Source organism: Streptomyces sp. NPDC005799 (assembly GCF_040630525.1).
Taxonomy (GTDB): domain Bacteria; phylum Actinomycetota; class Actinomycetes; order Streptomycetales; family Streptomycetaceae; genus Streptomyces; species Streptomyces griseorubiginosus_B.
Window position 1 is genome coordinate 1 of record NZ_JBEXXQ010000030.1, and the last position, 18,384, is coordinate 18,384.

Annotated in this window: 17 protein-coding genes; 7 read left to right on the plus strand and 10 right to left on the minus strand. The window is 71.4% G+C overall.

Annotated elements, in window-relative coordinates:
- Window positions 1-451: 451 nt before the first annotated feature.
- The 3 genes from ABZ453_RS27390 (at window position 452) to ABZ453_RS27400 (ending at window position 3,848) form a co-directional block, all read left to right on the plus strand.
- Window positions 452-2,032 carry a TROVE domain-containing protein gene (locus ABZ453_RS27390; protein ID WP_359018691.1) on the plus strand — a complete coding sequence of 527 codons (1,581 nt, stop codon included), beginning with the start codon at window positions 452-454 and terminating at the stop codon, window positions 2,030-2,032.
- A gap of 84 nt (window positions 2,033-2,116) precedes the next feature.
- Window positions 2,117-2,812: a GntR family transcriptional regulator gene (locus ABZ453_RS27395; protein WP_359018693.1), complete on the plus strand. Its 696-nt coding sequence runs from the start codon at window positions 2,117-2,119 to the stop codon at window positions 2,810-2,812.
- 19 nt (window positions 2,813-2,831) lie between these two features.
- Complete coding sequence (locus ABZ453_RS27400; protein ID WP_359018695.1) at window positions 2,832-3,848, plus strand: 1-aminocyclopropane-1-carboxylate deaminase; 1,017 nt, start codon at window positions 2,832-2,834, stop codon at window positions 3,846-3,848.
- A 13-nt stretch (window positions 3,849-3,861) separates the two neighbouring features.
- Here the strand turns inward: ABZ453_RS27400 and ABZ453_RS27405 are convergent, their stop codons facing one another.
- Window positions 3,862-5,292: an MFS transporter gene (locus tag ABZ453_RS27405; RefSeq protein ID WP_359018697.1), complete on the minus strand. Its 1,431-nt coding sequence runs from the start codon at window positions 5,290-5,292 to the stop codon at window positions 3,862-3,864.
- A 161-nt stretch (window positions 5,293-5,453) separates the two neighbouring features.
- On the opposite strand from ABZ453_RS27405, the gene ABZ453_RS27410 reads away from it, so the two are divergent.
- Complete coding sequence (locus tag ABZ453_RS27410) at window positions 5,454-6,029, plus strand: helix-turn-helix domain-containing protein (protein ID WP_359018699.1); 576 nt, start codon at window positions 5,454-5,456, stop codon at window positions 6,027-6,029.
- A 70-nt stretch (window positions 6,030-6,099) separates the two neighbouring features.
- Here the strand turns inward: ABZ453_RS27410 and ABZ453_RS27415 are convergent, their stop codons facing one another.
- From ABZ453_RS27415 to ABZ453_RS27450, 8 genes are all read right to left on the minus strand, one after another.
- On the minus strand, window positions 6,100-7,302 hold the full coding sequence (locus tag ABZ453_RS27415) for a TerD family protein (protein WP_359018895.1): 1,203 nt from the start codon (window positions 7,300-7,302) through the stop codon (window positions 6,100-6,102).
- Window positions 7,303-7,375: 73 nt separating this feature from the next.
- Window positions 7,376-7,609 carry a hypothetical protein gene (locus tag ABZ453_RS27420; protein WP_359018701.1) on the minus strand — a complete coding sequence of 78 codons (234 nt, stop codon included), beginning with the start codon at window positions 7,607-7,609 and terminating at the stop codon, window positions 7,376-7,378.
- A 65-nt stretch (window positions 7,610-7,674) separates the two neighbouring features.
- A complete protein-coding gene (locus tag ABZ453_RS27425; RefSeq protein WP_359018703.1) occupies window positions 7,675-8,673 on the minus strand; it encodes a zinc-dependent alcohol dehydrogenase family protein in 999 nt (332 codons plus the stop codon).
- Complete coding sequence (locus ABZ453_RS27430) at window positions 8,670-9,521, minus strand: carbohydrate ABC transporter permease (protein WP_356761285.1); 852 nt, start codon at window positions 9,519-9,521, stop codon at window positions 8,670-8,672. Before ABZ453_RS27430 ends, ABZ453_RS27425 begins: the two co-directional genes overlap by 4 nt.
- Window positions 9,518-10,456 (minus strand): sugar ABC transporter permease, encoded by a 939-nt coding sequence (locus tag ABZ453_RS27435; protein WP_359018706.1) that lies wholly within the window; start codon window positions 10,454-10,456, stop codon window positions 9,518-9,520. Before ABZ453_RS27435 ends, ABZ453_RS27430 begins: the two co-directional genes overlap by 4 nt.
- Entirely contained in the window at window positions 10,453-11,826 is a 1,374-nt protein-coding gene (locus ABZ453_RS27440) for a sugar ABC transporter substrate-binding protein (RefSeq protein WP_359018708.1), read from the minus strand. The genes ABZ453_RS27435 and ABZ453_RS27440 overlap by 4 nt, the downstream gene beginning before the upstream one ends.
- Before the next feature lie 91 nt (window positions 11,827-11,917).
- Complete coding sequence (locus ABZ453_RS27445; RefSeq protein WP_359018710.1) at window positions 11,918-12,685, minus strand: DeoR/GlpR family DNA-binding transcription regulator; 768 nt, start codon at window positions 12,683-12,685, stop codon at window positions 11,918-11,920.
- A 302-nt stretch (window positions 12,686-12,987) separates the two neighbouring features.
- A complete protein-coding gene (locus ABZ453_RS27450; RefSeq protein ID WP_359018712.1) occupies window positions 12,988-13,797 on the minus strand; it encodes an NAD(P)-dependent oxidoreductase in 810 nt (269 codons plus the stop codon).
- A 220-nt stretch (window positions 13,798-14,017) separates the two neighbouring features.
- Between ABZ453_RS27450 and ABZ453_RS27455 the strand changes: the two genes are divergently transcribed.
- Complete coding sequence (locus ABZ453_RS27455; RefSeq protein WP_359018714.1) at window positions 14,018-14,959, plus strand: 5-dehydro-4-deoxyglucarate dehydratase; 942 nt, start codon at window positions 14,018-14,020, stop codon at window positions 14,957-14,959.
- Window positions 14,956-16,119 (plus strand): hypothetical protein, encoded by a 1,164-nt coding sequence (locus tag ABZ453_RS27460; RefSeq protein WP_359018716.1) that lies wholly within the window; start codon window positions 14,956-14,958, stop codon window positions 16,117-16,119. Before ABZ453_RS27455 ends, ABZ453_RS27460 begins: the two co-directional genes overlap by 4 nt.
- Window positions 16,120-16,627: 508 nt before the next feature.
- On the opposite strand, the gene ABZ453_RS27465 is transcribed toward ABZ453_RS27460, so the two are convergent.
- Window positions 16,628-17,863, minus strand: coding sequence for an MFS transporter (locus ABZ453_RS27465; RefSeq protein WP_359018718.1), 1,236 nt, complete (start codon window positions 17,861-17,863; stop codon window positions 16,628-16,630).
- A gap of 52 nt (window positions 17,864-17,915) precedes the next feature.
- Between ABZ453_RS27465 and ABZ453_RS27470 the strand changes: the two genes are divergently transcribed.
- Entirely contained in the window at window positions 17,916-18,251 is a 336-nt protein-coding gene (locus tag ABZ453_RS27470) for a DUF6010 family protein (RefSeq protein ID WP_359018897.1), read from the plus strand.
- Window positions 18,252-18,384: the final 133 nt, after the last annotated feature.

The window sequence follows — 18,384 nt, forward strand, 5'->3', positions numbered from 1 at the left end:
ACTGGCGTCGCCGTCACCAGGCACGATCACGCACCAGTCACTACCGGCAGCAAGCCGCATCCCAGACATGAAGATCACGATCTACAGCTGGAGTATTAGAGCACCTTTGTCGGTTCCGCCGACCTTGTTCTCTGGACACCACAACTTCATGCACCTCCCGGTGCGCAGGCTGCGGTTACTTCCCTTTCTCAGAGAATCAGTGCCGCCGCCGACCTTGATCTCGGGAGGCGCAGTTCATGGTGGGTGCCCGGTGCGCAGGCAGCGGATACTTCAGGGATCTGGTGCTCCAGGTGAGCGTGCGGGTTCGAATCCCGTCGCCGGCCGAAGGGCCGGTGTGGCGGAAATTGGAAGACGCGCCAGGTGATAAGGCCGTCGCCGCCCCCTGATCTCAGGCCCCCGCCTTCTGCCGCGCCTCCCTCCGAAACCCATTCAGAATTCGGGGGAATTCCTCATGGCGCGATTCAACACCAAGGGCGCGAAGGCACAGCCCACTTCCCGCGTCACCTCCACGGGCCGAGTGCTCCGCACCTACGAGGGCGGCCGCGGCCGGGAGCGCGACGCGCGCTCCGAGCTGTTTCTGCTCGCGATCGCCAACTTCGTCTCGCAGAAGACCTTTTACGAGAGCGGCACCGACCGCGACGACCGCTTCGCGCGGCTCGTGCGGCAGCTCGCCGTCGAGGACCCGGCGTGGACGGCCGGTCTGCTCGGCTGGCTGCGCGGCGAGGGAAACCTCCGTACCGCTTCCCTCGTGGGTGCCGCCGAGTACGTGAAGGCGCGCCTCGACGCGGGCGCCACCGACGGCCCGGCCAACCGGCAGGTCGTCGCCTCCGTGCTGCAGCGCCCGGACGAGCCCGGCGAACTGCTCGCGTACTGGACGGCGACCTACGGCCGTAACGTCCCCAAGCCGGTCAAGCGCGGGATCGCCGATGCCGTACGCCGCCTCTACAGCGGCAGGTCGCTGCTGAAGTACGACACCGCGTCCAAGGGGTACCGCTTCGGCGACATCCTCAACCTGGTGCACGCGACGCCGGACCCGGACAAGCCGTGGCAGGGTGAGCTGTTCCGGTACGCCCTCGACCGCCGGCACCACCCGGACACGGCGGTACCGCCCGTCGCGGACGGCGGCCTGACCGCGCACCGTGAGCTGATGGCGCTGCCGGTGCGGGAGCGCCGTGCGGTGGTGACCTCCGCGGGCGGTGCCGAGCGGCTGGCGGCGGCCGGGATCACCTGGGAGGCGCTGGCCGGCTGGCTCCAGGGCCCGATGGACAAGGCGGCCTGGGAGGCCGTGATCCCGTCCATGGGGGCGATGGCGCTCGTCCGTAACCTGCGCAATTTCGATCAGGCGGGGGTCTCGGACGAGGTCGCGGCCCGGGTGGCGGCGAAGATCAGTGACGCGGCCGAGGTCGCGCGCTCGCGGCAGTTCCCCTTCCGGTATCTCGCCGCGTACCGGCACGCGCCCTCGCTGCGCTGGTCGTACCCGCTGGAGCAGGCGATCGGGCACTCGCTGGCCAACGTGCCCGCGCTGCCGGGCCGCACGCTGATCCTGGTCGACCGCTCCGGCTCGATGTGGGCGCGGCTGTCGGACCGCTCCGAGCTGAACCGGGCCGACGCGGCGGCGATCTTCGGCACGGCGCTCGCGCTGCGGGCGGGCGACGCGGATCTCGTCGAGTTCGGCACCACGAGCCGGCGCCTGACGTTCCGCAGGGGCGAGTCGGTGCTGGGAATCCTGGACCGCTTCGGCGACCTGGGCGGCACCGACACCACCAGCGCGGTGCGCGCGCACTACCGGGGCCAGGACCGGGTGCTGATCGTCACCGACGAGCAGTACGCCTTCAACCACCACGGCGACCCGACGGAGCAGGTCCCGGCCCAGGTGCCGGTCTACACCTGGAACCTCGCCGGGTACCGCGTGGGCCACGGCCCCTCGGGCAGGGCGAACCGGCACACCTTCGGGGGTCTGACGGACGCGGCCTTCCGGATGGTCCCGCTGCTCGAGGCCGCCCAGGACGCCGACTGGCCCTGGGCCGCCTGAGCCCATGATCGTGGCCCGCACTTCTACGGGGGGTGCGGGCCACACCCTTGCCCCCGCTCCTGGCTGACATCTAACATTTCAGTTGTGGAGGCCATACGACCCGTCCAGCGCACCCTCCTCAGGGACCGCGCCTACGCATCCATCCGGGACGCCATCGTGGCCGGGGAGCTGGAGCCCGGTGCGGTGGTGCGGGACGCCGAACTCGCCGAGCGCATGGGGCTGTCCCGGGCGCCGGTGCGGGAGGCGTTCGCGCGGCTCGTGGACGAGGGACTGCTGGAGAGCAAGCCGCAGAGCTACACGCGGGTGACCCCGGTGGTGGCCGCCGATGTGCGGGACGCGGCCGCCGTGGTCGGTGCCATGCACGAGCTGGTGACCCGGGTCGCCGTACCGTGTCTCTTCGCCGCCGACGTGCAGACCATGCGCGCGGCCAACGAGCGGTTCGCCGCGGCCGTCGGCGCGGGTGACGTGGACGGTGCGCTGCGGGCCGACGACGCCCTGCACGACGTCCTCGTCCGCGTCGCCGGCAACCATGCGGCCGCCGCCACCATCGCCCGCTACACCCCGCTCATCCGCCGCCTGGAGCGCCGTCGCTTCGGCGAGGGCGGGACCTGCCGTTCCGCGGGCCTGCACGAGCGGCTGATCGAGGCCTGCGCGGCCGGTGACGCGCAGACGGCGGTGCGGGTCACCGCGGAGATCTGGCGCAGCCTCGCCGACCTGGTCGAGCTGACCGACATCGACCCCACCGACCCCACCGGCGGCGACCGGACCGACGGCGACTGATCCCGACCCCGGAGGACCCATGTCTCTTTCCTCGTACGAGCGTTACTCCCTCCTGTTCGGCCCGTCCCCGGTGCACCCCCTGGAGCGGCTGACCGCCGAGCTCGGTGGCGCCTCCCTCTGGGCCAAGCGGGAGGACTGCAACTCCGGTGTCGCCTACGGCGGGAACAAGACGCGCAAGCTGGAGTACCTGGTCGCCGACGCGCTGGCCCAGGGCTGCGACACCCTGGTCTCGATCGGCGGGGTGCAGTCCAACCACACCCGTCAGGTCGCCGCCGTGGCCGCGCGTGCCGGACTCAAGTGCGTGCTGGTGCAGGAGAGTTGGGTGGACTGGCCGGACTCCGTGTACGACAAGGTCGGTAACATCCTCCTCAGCAGACTCGCCGGGGCCGACGTACGGCTGGTGAAGGCCGGGTTCGGGATCGGGTTCAAGGAGAGCTGGGAGCAGGCGCTCCGGGAGGTCGAGGAGCGGGGCGGGAAGCCGTACGCCATTCCGGCGGGCGCCTCCGACCATCCGCTCGGCGGCCTAGGGTTCGCCGGCTGGGCCTACGAAGTCGCCGAGCAGGAGCGGGAGTCGGGTGTCTTCTTCGACACCGTCGTCGTCTGTTCGGTGACCGGCTCGACCCAGGCCGGCATGGTCGCCGGGTTCGCCGCGCTGGAGGAGGCGGGCGGACGGCGGCGCCGGGTGCTCGGCGTCGACGCCTCGGCCAAGCCCGCCGCGACCAGGGAGCAGATCGCCCGGATCGCCGCGCATACCGGCCGGCTGATCGGCGTGCGCCGTGAGTTGACCGAGGACGACGTCGAACTGGACGAGCGCTACCACGCGGGGACGTACGGCGTCCCCGACGAGACGACCCTGGAGGCGATGCGCCTCGCCGCCCGCACGGAGGGGATGATCACCGACCCTGTCTACGAGGGCAAGTCGATGGCCGGCATGATCGATCTCGTGCGGCGCGGGGAGATCGGCGCCGAGTCGACGGTGCTCTACGCCCACCTCGGCGGACAGCCCGCACTGAACGCCTACAGCGCGTTGTTCTAGTCGTACGCCCCGATCACGTCCTTCCCGGGCGTTCCGTCCTGATCACCGTCGCGCAGACCGCCAGGGCCGTGGCGGCGATCAGGGCGGCCGCACCGAAGGCGCGTGCCGAGCCCGCCGTGAGGATCTCGGCCGGGGTGCCGGACGCGTGCCGGGTGGCCGTGCCGAACACCGTGACCAGGACCGACAGTCCGAGGGTGCCGCCGAGCCACTGAAGGGTCTGGAGCAGTCCGGAGGCGGCGCCCGCCTCGCGCGGCTGGACGCGGGCGAGGATGGTCGCGTTGAGCGGCATGAAACTGAGGCCCACGCCGACGCCGATGAGCAGCAGCGGGCCGAGCAGACCGGCCGCGTAGCCCTCGCCCGGCCGCAGCCGCCACAGCCATCCGGTGGTGGTGGTCAGCAGGGCCATGCCGGTGAGCAGGATCGGCCTGGCGCCGAGCCGGCCGACCAGCCGCGGCACGAAGCGTACGGTCGTGAACATCGCCAGCGTCATCGGCAGGAAGGCGAACCCGGCGCGCAACGGGCTGTAGTTCAGCACCTGTTGGCTGATCAGCGTCAGGAAGTAGAAGGCGCCGAACATGCCCGCGGGCAGCAGCAGAACGCCCGCGTAGCCGCCCGCGCGGTTGCGGTCCGAGAACAGCCGCAGCGGCATGATCGGCTGGGCGGCCCGGGACTCCACGAGGGTGAACCCGGCGAGCAGGGCGGCCGCCGTGGTGAACGCGAGCAGGGCGAGGGTGTCGCTCCACCCCTGCGCCGAGACCCGGATGAAGGCGTACACCAGCGAGGTCATGCCCCCCGTGCCGGTGAGGGCGCCGGCCGCGTCGAACCGGCCCGCGTGGCGCGGGGTCTCGGTGACGAAGCGGGGCAGGGCGAGGGCCACGCCGAGCCCGATCGGCACATTGATCAGCAGGGCCCAGCGCCAGGAGGCCCAGGAGGTGAGCATCCCGCCGACGACCAGGCCGACGGAGGCGCCGATGCCGGCCATGGAGGCGTAGACGCCGAGCGCGTGGTGGCGGCGGGGGCCTTCGGGGAAGTTGGTGGTGATCAGGGCGAGGGTGCTCGGCGCGATGAGGGCGGCGCCGACGCCCTGGAGCGCTCGGGCCGCGAGCAGCCAGAGGCTGTCGGTCGCGAGACCGCCGAGCAGGGAGGAGCCGGCGAAGAGCAGGACACCGGTGGCGAGGGTGCGGCGGCGGCCGACGATGTCGCCGACGCGGCCGCCGAGCAGCAGCAGCCCGCCGAAGGCGAGGGTGTAGGCGTTGAGGACCCAGGACAGGCCGGTGCGGCTGAAATGGAGGTCGTGTTGGATGTCGGGCAGCGCGACGTTGACGACCGTGGAGTCGACGCCGACCATCAGGTAGGCGGTGACGATGACGAAGAGGGCGGTGCCGAGGCGGGCGGGGTGCTGGAGGGCGGGGCGTGTTTCGGTGGTCGTGGACGGGCCGGACATGGAGTTCTCCCGTTTCGAACGTCCTCGGTGGGAAGTGCGCGGGCAGCACGAAGCAACGGAGTGTGGGCAGGTGGAAGGGCCCGCGGAGATAACCGGGGACTGTCTCCGTTTAACTCTCGCTAAGATACGGAGACGGTCCCCGGTTCGCAAGGAGTATCTGGATGGCGCAGGTCAAGCCCATGCGGGCGGACGCCCGGCGGAACTATGAGCGGCTGCTGAAGAGCGCGGCGGACGCCTTCGCCGAGCACGGGGAGAACGCGTCCCTCGACGACATCGCCAAGCGGGCGGGGGTGGGTTCCGGGACGCTGTACCGGCACTTCCCGACGCGGCAGGCGCTGCTGGAGGCGGTGTACGTCGACGCCATCGAGGCGCTCGGCGACCGTGCCGACGACATCGCGAAGGAACTGCCGCCCGGCGAGGCCCTTCAGGAGTGGCTCTACGAGGTCTGCGTCCGCACGATCGAGGTGCGGGGTCTGAAGGCGCTGCTGGGGTCGGCCGTCACCGACGGCAGCAACGCGGCCCTCACCGCCTGCGCCACGCACATGAAGGGCGCGGCCGGGCGGCTGGTCGAGGCGGCCCAGAGGGAGGGGACGCTGCGGCGGGACCTCGAGCCGATCGACGTGCTGCGGCTGGCCCACGGGGTGTCCTCCGCCGCGGAGTTGGCGAACGGCGGGCGGCCGCGCATCCGCCGCTATCTGTCCCTGCTGACCGAAGGGCTGCGGTCGGCGGAGAACTGAGCGGTCGGCGGAGAACTGAGACGTCGGGTGCCCCCGCCCGAGGGGGCGCCCGTGAACGTCGTACGACCGCTTACAGCGCTTGGGCGGCCGGCTTCACCATGTTCCGGACCGTGCGGGCCTTCACGAACTCGCCCATCGCCGTCATGTCCCACTCGCCGGAGAACTGACGGATCAGCTTGGCCATCATCACGCCCGTCTGGGCCTCCGCGTTGGTCAGGTCGAAGCGGACCAACTCCTCGCCGGTCGCGGCGTCCAGGAGGCGGCAGTAGGCCTTGGCCACGTCGGTGAACTTCTGGCCGGAGAAGGAGTTGACCGTGAAGACCAGGCCGGTCACCTCCTGCGGGATGCGGCCGAGGTCGACCACGATGACCTCGTCGTCGCCCGCGCCCTCGCCCGTGAGGTTGTCGCCGGAGTGCTTGATCGCGCCGTTGAGGATGGACAGCTTGCCGAAGTAGCAGCTGTCGATGTGGTTGCGCTGCGGGCCGTAGGCGATGACCGACGCGTCCAGGTCGATGTCGGAGCCTCGGTAGGCAGGCTCCCAGCCGAGGCCCATCTTGACCTGGGCGAGCAGCGGACGGCCGCCCTTGACCAGGGAGACGGTCTGGTTCTTCTGCAGGCTCACCCGGCCCTTGTCGAGGTTGATCTTCCCGGCACCGGGAGCGGGCGCGGCGGGAGCCGGAGGTGCGGGCGGGGCAGGCGGCGTGGTGGACAGCGGCGGTGCGGGCGGCGCCACCGGGGGCCGCATCGCGGGCTGGGGCGGAGCGACGGGCGCCGGGGCGGGCTCCTCGACCGTCACCCCGAAGTCGGTCGCGATGCCCGCCAGCCCGTTGGCGTACCCCTGGCCGACCGCGCGTGCCTTCCAGGCGCCGTTGCGCAGGTAGATCTCGACGATCACCAGCGCCGTCTCCGTCCCCAGCTGCGGGGGTGTGAAGGTGGCGAGGACGCTGTTGTCGTCCGCGCCGCGGATCGTGGCCGTCGGCTCGATGCCCTGGAAGGTCTGCCCGGCCGCGTCCGGACTCGCCGTGACGACGACCTTCTCGATACCGGGGGGCAGGGCGGCGGTGTCGACGGTGATCGCGTCGGGCGCCGTACCGCCGCCGGAGCGGTAGGTCACGCCCGGCCCCGCCGGCTGGTTGTAGAAGATGAAGTCGTCGTCGGAGCGCACCTTGCCGTCGCCCGTGAGCAGCAGGCCCGATACGTCGAGCCGCACCGGGGCGGCGACGTCCACCGTCACACGGGTGACGGGGAGAGGGATGTTCGAGCCAGGGGTCATAGCTGTCATGCCGGGACAACGAACGAGACCACTTTGCCGTTCCCTTACCCGGCGGCCGATCGAGTGGATCGGTTCAGCGGCGGCCGCGGCCGCCGTTGCGCGGGTGGTCTCGGGCGGTCCGTTCGTTGCCGCGCTTGTAGTTCCCGGTCCAGCGGGCCATGACGAGCTGCGGGTCGCCGGCCGCCACCTCCGCGAGAAACCGGGTGGAGCGCGGTGCGCGCAGCAGGGTCGCGGGACGGCCGTGATGGGTGATGCGCACGGTGCCGTCGGCGTGTTCCTCGTACGAGAATCCCTGGGGGTGCGGCATGACGGGATGGTACGGCCCCGGTCCGCCGCGCCCCCACTGGATTTTCCCGCGGTCCGGGCGACCGGCTAGGCGCTCTGGGGGAGCACCACGATCTTCCGTCCCACCCCCGCGGCGAACTGCTCCAGCGCCTGCGGGTAGCGCTCCAGCGGGATCCGGTCGCTGATGAAGACCTCCGGGTCGAGGACGCCGTTCGCGAACAGCTCGGCCGCGCGTTCGAAGCTGTGCAGCACCGCCATCGATCCGGTGATGGTGATCTCCTGGTTGTAGATCCGGTACGGGTCGATCGTCACCCGCGTCGCGTAGTCCGCCACCCCGAACTGCAGGAACGTGCCCGCCTTGGCCACGCGCCCCAGGCCGTCCTGGATGGCCGCCGCGTTGCCGGTCGCGTCGATCACGACGTCCCAGCCCTGCGGGCGTTCCAGTTCGTCGGCGTTCGGCGCGGAGGACGAGACGCCGAGGCGTACGGCCGTCTCCAGGCGGGCCGGGTTCAGGTCCACGACGTCCACGCTCGCCGCCCCGGTCCGCTTGGCCAGTTCCAGCATCATCAGACCCATCGTCCCGGAGCCGTAGATCAGCACGTGCGCGCCGAGGCGGGAGCGCAGCACGTCGTAGCCGCGCACGGCGCAGGACAGGGGCTCCACCAGGGCCGCGTCCTGGGTGCGGACGTGCTCGGGGAGCTTCACGCAGTTGGCCACCGGAGCGACGGCGAACTGTGCCGCGCCGCCCGCCGTGGTCACGCCGATCGCGGCCCAGCGCTCGCAGAGGTTGTTGTGGCCGTCACGGCAGTAACGGCACTCGTGGCAGTACAGGGACGGGTCGACCGCCACCCGGTCGCCGACCGCGACCTCGGTGACCTGGGTGCCGACCCCGACCACCTCGCCCGCGAACTCGTGACCCGGCACGATCGGCAGCTTCGGCGCGAACTCGCCCTGCAGGATGTGCAGATCGGTGCCGCACAGGCCGCAGGCGGCGACCTCGACGACGACCTCGCGGGGGCCCGGCGCCGGGTCGGGGACCTCGGCGACGACGGCACGGCCCACGGACTCGATGACGGCGGCCTTCATTTCACGGCTCCCAGCGACAGGCCCTGGACCAGCTTGTCCTGGGCGGCGAACCCCGCGGCGAGCACCGGCAGGGAGATGACGAGCGACGCGGCGCACACCTTCGCCAGGAACAGGCCCTGGCTGGTGATGAAGCCGGTCAGGAACACGGGGGCGGTCTCGGCGACCACGCCGGTCAGCACCCGGGCGAACAGCAGCTCGTTCCAGCTGAAGATGAAGCAGATCAGGGCGGTGGCGGCGATGCCGGGCAGGGCGATCGGGGCCACCACACGGGCGAGGATCGTCGGCAGCCGGGCGCCGTCGATCTGGGCCGCCTCGATCACCGCGACCGGCACCTCGGCCAGGAAGGACTGCATCATCCACACGGCGATCGGCAGGTTCATCGAGGTGTAGAGGATGACCAGCAGCCAGATGTTGTCCAGCATGTCCGTGTTCTTGGCGAACAGGTAGATGGGCAGGAGACCCGCGACCACCGGGAGCATCTTCGTGGACAGGAAGAAGAACAGGACATCGGTCCACTTCTTCACCGGGCGCACCGACAGCGCGTACGCCGCCGGCAGCGCCAGCAGCAGCACCAGCAGCGTCGACGCCACCGACGCCACGGCCGAGTTGATGAGGGCCGGCCAGGGACTCGCCCCGCCGCCCGTGCCGAAGAACTCGCGGTAGCCGTCCAGGGTGAGGGCGGCCCCGAAGGAGGGCGGGTTGGTGGCGGCGTCCGCCTCCGAGTGGAAGGACGTCAGGGCCATCCACGCGATGGGCAGGAAGAACACGATCCCCAGCAGCCAGGCCACCAGGCCGAGTCCGGCGCCCTTGCGGCGGCCGCCTCGCAGTCGTACGGCGACGGTGCTCATCCTCGAGCCACCTCCTCGCGGAACAGGGACGACACCACGCGCAGGGCGAAGGTCGCGATGACGATCGAGCCGATGACCACCAGGACGCCCGCGGCCGAGGCGAGGCCGTTCTCATGGGCCTGGTAGAAGCTCTGGTAGACGGTGTACGGCAGGTTGGCGGTGCCCAGCCCGCCGGACGTGATGGTGAAGACCGCGTCGAAGTTCTGGACGATGTAGATCGACCCCAGCAGGGCGCCGAGTTCGAGGTAGCGGCGCAGGTGCGGGAGCGTGAGGTGGCGGAAGATCTGCCAGTCGCTCGCGCCGTCCACCCGAGCGGCCTCGATCTGCTGGTGGTCACGGCTCTGCAGGCCCGCCAGCAGGATCAGCATCATGAACGGCGTCCACTGCCACACCAGGGAGGCTTCGACCGCCAGCAGCGGGGTGTTCGAGATCCAGTCCGGCTGCGGACCGCCCACGTAGTGCAACAGACCGTTCAGCAGGCCGTATTCGGGGTTGTAGAGGACGTGCTTCCACAGCAGGGCGGCCGCCACGGGGACCACCAGGAAGGGCGCGATCAGGAGGGTGCGGACGACGCCCCGGCCGCGGAATCTCCGGTCCAGGAGCAGCGCGAGCGCCAGGCCCAGGACCAGGCTGACCACGACCACGGCTGCCGTGAGCAGGATCGTCGTCCACACCGAGTGGCGCAGGTCGGCGTCGGTGAGCACCTGTTGGTAGTTGTCGAAGCCGGTGAAGTGACGGGCCTTCGGGTAGAGGGCGTTCCAGTCGAAGAACGAGATCACCAGCGTGGCCACGAACGGCAGCTGGGTCACCACGATCATGAAGACCAGGGCGGGCAGCAGCGGCGCGCGGGTCGCCCAGGCCTTCAGCCGGGCGGAGGGAACGCCCTTGGTGCGTGCGGGAGTCGCGGCTATCGGAGCCGTCGTTGTCGCGGTCATCGTCCCTCGTACTCCTTGGAGATCTTCTCGGCGAGTTTCTGGGACTTCCTCAGGGCCGAATCGACGGACTGGCGTCCGGCGATGGCCGCGCTGATCTCCTGGGAGACCTTGGTGCCGAGATCGGTGAACTCGGGGATGCCGACGAACTGGATGCCGGGCGCGGGACGCGGCTGCACCCCGGGGTCATTGGGCCTCGCGCCTTCGATTGCGGCCTTGGTCATCTCCTGGAAGGAGGCCGCGGACCTGACGTACTCGGCGTTGGTGTAGGTCGAAGCGCGTTTGCCCGCCGGTACGTTGGGCCAGCCGCTGGTCTCGCCGACCAGCTGCTCGTACTGCTTGCTGGACGCCCAGGAGACGAACTTCCATGCCTTGTCCGGGTTGCGGGAGGCCTTCTGGATGCCCCACGCCCAGGTGTAGAGCCAGCCGGAGTTGTCGGTCTTCTCCACGGGGGCCGGCGCGTAGCCGAGCTTGCCCTTGACCGGGGAGCCCGCGGCCTCCAGGGAACCGGCGGCCGATGTGGCGTCGTACCACATGGCGACCTTGCCCTGGGTCATGTTGTTGAGGCACTCGGCGAAGCCGGACTGGGCGGCGCCGGACTCACCGTGCCTGCGAACGAGGTCCACGTAGAACTTCGTCGCCTTCTCGAAGGCGGGGGAGTCCAGTCGGGCCTTCCAGTCCTTGGTGAACCAGGTGCCGCCGAAGGTGTTCACGACCGTGGTCAGGGGCGCCATCAGCTCGCCCCAGCCGGGCAGTCCGCGCAGGCAGATGCCCCGCATGCCGGACTCGGCGCCGTCCACCTTCGCGGCGAGGTCGGCCACCTGGTCCCAGGTCGGGTGCGCGGGCATCGTGAGGTGCTTCGCCGCGAACACGTCCTTGCGGTACATCAGGAAGGACGACTCGCCGTAGAAGGGCTGCCCGTAGAGCCTGCCGTCGTCGGCGGTCAGGGACTGCCGCATCGGCTTGAGCACGTCCTGTTCGTCGTACGCCGGGTCCTTGGCCACGTACGAGTTCATCTCGTGCAGCCAGCCGTTCTTGGCGTAGATCGGTATCTCGTAGTTGGACAGCGTCGCCACGTCGTACTGGCCGGCCTGGTTGGCGAAGTCCTGGCTGATCTTGTCGCGGACGTCGTTCTCCGGCAGCACGGTGAAGTTCACCTTGATGCCGGTCTCCTTGGTGAAGTGGGCCTTGGTCAGCTTCTGCAGTTCCACCATCTGCGGGTTGTTGACCATCAGGACGTTGACGGAGTCGCCGCCGGAACCGGACCCGCCCGCCCCGACCCAACAGCCGGAGAGCAGCGGGGTGAGCAGCGTCCCTGCGGCGGCCAGCGCGAGCGTGGCTCGCGACGGCCGTCGTCGGCTCTGGGTGCGCATGGATCGCTCCTGGACATAGTTGGATATAAGGGGCACCAGTCCGTGCGGAGAACCCCTGTGGTGCTTGGCAGCTCGAAAGCCGTTCCCTGAATCAGACCCGCACGACCTGTGGTCCCAGCAGTGAGTACCGATGGGCCTCCGCCGACGGCAGCAGCGTGCTGGTGACGATGGCCTCCAGCGCGCCGATCTCCGCGAACCGGCAGAAGCTGACCGCGCCGAACTTGGTGTGCACACCTGCGAACACGGTGCGCCGCGCGGCCCGGATCGCCTGTGCCTTGACCTCGCTGACGGCGGGGTCGGGCGTGGTCAGGCCGTGCTCGCGGGAGATGCCGTTGGCGCCGATGTAGGCGAGGTCGAGGACGAAACCGGCCAGCATCTTCGTCGTCCAGTGGTCGACGGTGGCCAGGGTGCCGGGGCGGACGCGGCCGCCGAGCAGCAGCACGGAGATGTTGTCCGCCTCGGCCAGGGTGCCCGCGACGGGCAGGGACGCGGTGACCACGGTCAGCGGTCGGTCCCCGGGCAGGGCCTCGGCGATGAGCTGCGGGGTGAAGCCCTCGTCGACGAACACTGTCTCGGCGTCCCCGAGCAACTCGGCCGCGGCGGTGGCGATGCGGCGTTTCTCGGGGACGTGGCTGGTGGCGCGGAAGGCGAGGGTCGTCTCGAAGCCGGCGCTCTCCACGGGGTAGGCGCCGCCGTGGGTACGGCGGACCAGGCCGTGGTCCTCCAGGGCGCGGAGGTCTCGGCGCACGGTTTCCCTGGCCACGCCGAGTTCGGTGGCGAGGGTGTTGACGTCGACCGAGCCAGTGGCTCGCGCCGCTTGCACGATGTGCCGCTGGCGGTCCTCCGCGGTGCCGGTCATTTGTCACCCGCCTTTTGCTGCGCTGTTGCCCGTTCGGGCCGTTGGGGGAAGTTCTACAGCGGGTGGGTGGCGGTGACCAGGTCTGTTGCTGGAGGGATCCTGTCCGTGTGTGCCCGTTCGGGCGAGGTGCGCCCAGGAGCTCGGGGGGTGGCTTTGGTGTGCGGCTGCGGAGCCGTCGTGGCTGGTCGCGCGGTTCCCCGCACCCCTGGGGTGGGCGCCGGCGCGCCACTCCCGGAGGCCGCCGCATGCCCGAATATGGCGGCGGGCGGGCCCGTTCGGTGCCCGCCCGGTGTGCAACTCGGTCAGTACGGCCAGATCGGTGGGTCGCTGACGAAGGCGCCGCCCAGGTAGTCGTGCGCGATGTTGCCCGGTTCCAGTTCGCCCTGTTCGGCGATCAGCTTCTCCGCGTACTGCTCGGAGTCGTCCTGCGGTTCGTAGCCGAGGGCGCGGGCGGTGGACAGGTCCCACCACAGGCGGGTGTTGGCGGAGGAGCCGTAGACGACCGTGTGGCCCACGTTCTCGGCCGTGAGGGCCGCGTGGAAGAGGCGGGCGCCGTCCGGCGGGCTCATCCAGACCGACAGCATGCGCACGCTGGTCGGCTCCGGGAAGCAGGAGCCGATGCGCACCGACACGGTCTCCAGGCCGTGCCTGTCCCAGTAGAGCTGGGCGAGGTCCTCGCCGAAGGACTTGGACAGGCCGTAGAAGGTGTCGGGTCGGCGCGGGGTGTCGATCGGGATCAGCGGGTCGTCGCCCTGGGGGCGCGGGGTGAAGCCGACCGCGTGGTTGGAGGAGGCGAAGACGATCCGGCCCACTCCCTCCTCGCGCGCGGCCTCGTACAGGTTGTACGTGCCCTCGATGTTCGCCTTGAGGATCTTCTCGAAGGGGGCTTCCAGCGAGATGCCCGCGAGATGGAGGATCGCGTCGACGCCCCGTACGGCCTCACGCAGGGCCTTCTTGTCGGCGAGGTCGGCGGTGATCGCGTCCGGGTCGCCCTCGATCGGACGGATGTCCAGGAGGCGCAGCTCGTAGTCGAAGGCGGGCAGCAGGTTCCGCATCAGGGTGCCGAGCCCGCCGGCGGCGCCGGTGAGCAGAACGGTGCGGGGGGCTGGCATCCTCGCTTCTCCTTCGGTCGGCGGGGTCGCGTGTATGCACGATATTCACATTCGTGGACACGCTAAGGATCCGGGGCAGAGCCCGTCAAGTGTCCCACGGAGGCCGGAAATCTGCTGGTACGAGGCCGTGGACGCGCTTGACCGGCCAGGATGGGGCACTTTAGCGTGGTGTCGTTCAGAGATATAGACGCCGATCATAAACATGTAACCGGGAGAGCCCGTGACGCCTGCCCCCCTCGCCGCTCGGCTCAGCAACCCCAGCGGGCCGCTGTTCTTCCCCGTCACCGCCTACGGACCGGACGGCTCGGTCGACCTCGAGGTCTACGGCGCCCATGTGCGCCGCGGGGTGGAGAACGGGGCCGCCGCGGTCTTCGCGTGCTGCGGCACCGGCGAGTTCCACGCGCTCACCCCCGAGGAGTTCGAGGCGTGCGTCCGGGCGGCCGTCGAGGCGACCGGCGGACGGGTGCCGGTCGTCGCCGGCGCCGGGTACGGCACCGCGCTCGCCGCGCGGTACGCGCGCGTGGCCGAGACCGCCGGCGCGGACGGGCTGCTCGCCATGCCGCCCTACCTCGTGGTCGCCGGGCAGGAAGGGCTGCTGCGGCACTACCGGGAGGTGGCCGCCGCGACCGCGCTGCCCGTGATCGTCTACCAGCGCGACAACGCCGTGTTCACCCCGGAGACCGTCGTCGCGCTCGCCCGTACGGACGGCATCATCGGCTTCAAGGACGGCCTCGGCGACCTCGACCTCATGCAGCGCATCGTCAGCGCCGTGCGCACCGAGGTCCCCGGCGACTTCCTCTACTTCAACGGCCTGCCCACCGCCGAGCAGACCCAGCTCGCCTACCGCGCCATCGGCGTCCCGCTCTACTCCTCGGCCGTCTTCTGCTTCGTCCCGGAGATCGCCCTCGCCTTCCACGAGGCGCTCAGGACCGGCGACGAGAGCACCGCGAACCGTCTCCTGGACGGCTTCTACCGGCCGTTCGTCGAACTCCGGGCCCAGGGCCGCGGCTACGCCGTCTCCCTGGTCAAGGCGGGCGTACGGCTGCGCGGGCTGGACGTGGGGGAGGTCCGCTCCCCGCTGCACGAACCCACCGAGGACCATGTGAAGCGGCTCGCCGAGCTGATCGACCGCGGGTACGCGCTGCTGGAGGACGGCAAGTGAAGGCGTCGACATTCGTCTACCCCTGGGACGTCAACGGGGACCCGGAGGCCGCCGGCCGTATCGCCGCGCTCGGCGTGGAACAGGTGACGCTGGCCGCCGCCTATCACTCCACGCGCGCGCTCACCCCCCGCCACCCGCGCCACCGCATCGTCACCGCCGAGCACGCGGCGGTGCTGTACCCGGCCGGTGGCCGCTGGGAGGGGCCGGGGCTGCGCCCGTACGCGGCCGGCGACTGGGCGCCCGGTGACGCCTACGGCGAGGCCGCGAAGTCCCTCGCGGAGGCCGGCCTGGAGGTGCATACCTGGGTCGTCCTCGCGCACAACTCCCGTCTGGGCGCCGAGCATCCGGACACCTCCGTCGTCAACGCCTACGGCGACCGCTACCCCTGGGCCCCCTGCATCGCGCAGCCCGCCACGCGCGCGTACCTCGTCGACCTCGCCGCCGAGGCGGCCGTCCGGCCCGGCGCGCGCGGCACCGAGCTGGAGTCGCTGGGCTGGTACGGCCTGCAGCACCTGCACGCCCACGACAAGACCGGCGGCATCGGCCTCGGGGACGCCGGCCACTACCTGATGGCACTGTGCTTCTGTCCCGTCTGCCGGGAGGGGTACGGCGAACAGGGCCTGGACGCCCACGAGTTGGCGGCCGCCGTACGGGACGCGCTGGAGCCGCTGTGGCAGGGGGCGCCCGACGACGGAGGCTGGGCCGGGGTCGAGAAGCTGCTCGGCGAGACGACGGCGGCCGCCACGCGCGTGTGGCGCGACGACACCGCCCGCACCCTTCAGGAGACGGCGGTCCGCGCGGTGCGCGAGGCGGCCCCCGGCGGCTTCCAGGTGCTGCTGCACGCCGACCCGGTCGCCTATCACGTGGGCGCCAACGCGGGCGTGGACCCCGAGCACATCCTGTCCGTCGCCGACGGCGTGGTCGTACCGTGCGCGGGCGGTACGGCCCTGCTCGCGCCGTTCGCCCAGCAGGGCCGGGAGGGGGCCGTGGTCGCGGCCAACTTCCCCGTGGTCGCGGGGATGGGCGGCAGCCCCGGCACCCTGGCCGCCGACATGGCGAAGGCCCGCGACGCGGGAGCCACCGAAGTGCGGCTGTATCACGCCGGGTTGGCGTCGGACGGTGACCTGGAGGCGGTGCGGTCGGCGCTGGCGCGGCGCTGAGGGGTCGGGAGTGCCGTCGGCGGCGCGAACGGGCGCTGTAGCCGGGGGATCTCGCGGCGGTCGCGCCGGCTTACGGACTCGGCGCGCCGGTGTGACCAGCCCGACTCTCAACTGGCGCTGTACCAAACCGGGTTGCTCTCGGACGGGGGCTCGGCGGCGGTGCGGTCGGCGTTTGGCGGAGGGCGCTGAGGAGGTGGGGCCGCCGGGCCGCGAGTGGCGCTGTCGTCGGGGTGGTGTGGCGGCGCGGTGGCTGAGCTGGCGGGCGGATGCGGCGCGTCGGTGTGGGTGACCCGCCTGAGTGACAACGGGCCCGAGTCAGACCGGGTTGGCGTCGGACGGGGGCTCGGGGGTGGTGTGGTCGGCGTTTGGCGGAGGGCGCTGAGGGGGTGGGGCCGCCGGGCCGCGAGTGGCGCTGTCGTCGGGGTGGTGTGGCGGCGCGGTGGCTGAGCTGGCGGGCGGATGCGGCGCGTCGGTGTGGGTGACCCGCCTGAGTGACAACGGGCCCGAGTCAGACCGGGTTGGCGTCGGACGGGGGCTCGGCGGCGGTGCGGTCGGGGCGCGTCGGGCGCTGGAGCAGCGGGGCCGCCGTCAGCAGCAGGGCGGCGCCGAGGGCGGCCGACACCAGCCGGTAATCGGCGAGTTCCACCAGCGCCGCGCCGAGGGCCAGGCCGAGCACGTTCGGCGTGAACATCAGCGTGCCCGCCGTGGCGGCCGTACGGCCGAGCAGCGCGTCCGGCGTCTCGCGCTGCACGGCGGTCGTCGCGGCGATCAGCACACACGGCAGCCCCGCGCCGATCCCCACGCCGCACACCAGGGTCAGCGGGTCCGAGGGCAGGGCCCGCAGCGCCACCGCGACCGCCGTGAGGCCGATGCCGCACGCCGCGAACCGACGGGCGCCGAGCAGCCGCAGCCCGGTGCCCGACAGCAGCCCGACCGCCACCGAGCCGGTGCCCTGGACGGCGTACAGGACTCCGGAGTAGGCGGGGGAGTGGCCCAGGCCGGCGATCACGGCGTAGATCAGCGCCCCGTTGAGTCCCGCGAAGAGCATCGTGGTGCCGCCGGCGACGACCAGGGGGCGCAGCCGCGGGTGCCCCCACAGGAAACGGGTGCCCTCCGCGGTCCGCGCCCACCAGCCGTGCGTGGGCGGGGCGGACTTCTCCTCGCGGACGCGCAGCAGGGCGTAAACCCCCGCGGCCAGCACGAACGTCCCTGCGTCCAACAGGGCCACGCTCGCGCCGCCGTACGCCGCGTACAGGCCGGCGCCCGCGAGCGGCGCCACCAGCTTCATGCCCTCGGTGGCGGTCATGCGCAGTCCGTTGAAGTCGCCGAGCAGGGCCGGGTCGACGGCGGCGGCGACCAGGGCGGACTCGGCCGCGTCATGGACGACGCCGACGGCGCCGTACCCGAACAGGACCGCGTACACCGGCCAGGGTCCGCTCGCGGAGTCGACGGTGAGCAGGACCGGCAACAGGGCCGCCATCAGCAGGTTCACGCCGATCAGCAGGAGTTTGCGGCGGACGCGGTCGGCGAGTGTGCCGAGCGCCGGGCCGGCCAGGGTCGGCGCCCACATGGCGAGCAGGCACAGCGCGGCCAGCCCGTCCGATCCGGTGAGGTCCCTGACCCACACCCCGGCCGCCAGCCACAGCGCCGAGGTCCCGAACCCGGAGACCACGACCCCGGTCAGATACAGCCGCGCGTCACGGTCCCCGAGGCCCCGTGTCACCGCCCATGTCGATGCCGTCATGCCTGGCCATCGTGGGCCTAAGGCCCCGGAAGAGGCATGAGGCAAGTGCCTTATCGCGCGGCGGCGGAAACTCGTCGGAACCTGTCGGCGGTCCCGGGGCGGCGGCTGCACCTACGTCGCCTACCGCGGCCTCGCCTCCTGGACGATCGTCGGCATCGGCCGGCTGCCGCACACCGCGTGGAACGTCGTGCACCGGGGCCGGACGACCGCCGAGGGAATCCGTACGGCGAGGACGGCGCCCGGCGTGCGACGAGTTTCCGCGGGACGGGCGGTCCACCCCTCAGAACCCGGAAACCGTGAGCCGGCGGCGCGGACGCCCTGTCCCGACTGCTCGCTGTTCGACCGGGCGGTGGGGCTCAGCGGACGGGACCCGGGCTGGACGCCGTAGTCCCGCTCAGTCAGAGGCAGTTCTGTCCGTAGCATTGACGAACCCGGTGCCTCCTCCTACGTTCAACGCGTCGTACTTCGTACGTCATATATGAGACGTGATACGCGAGATCAGATACCCGAGATCTGATACG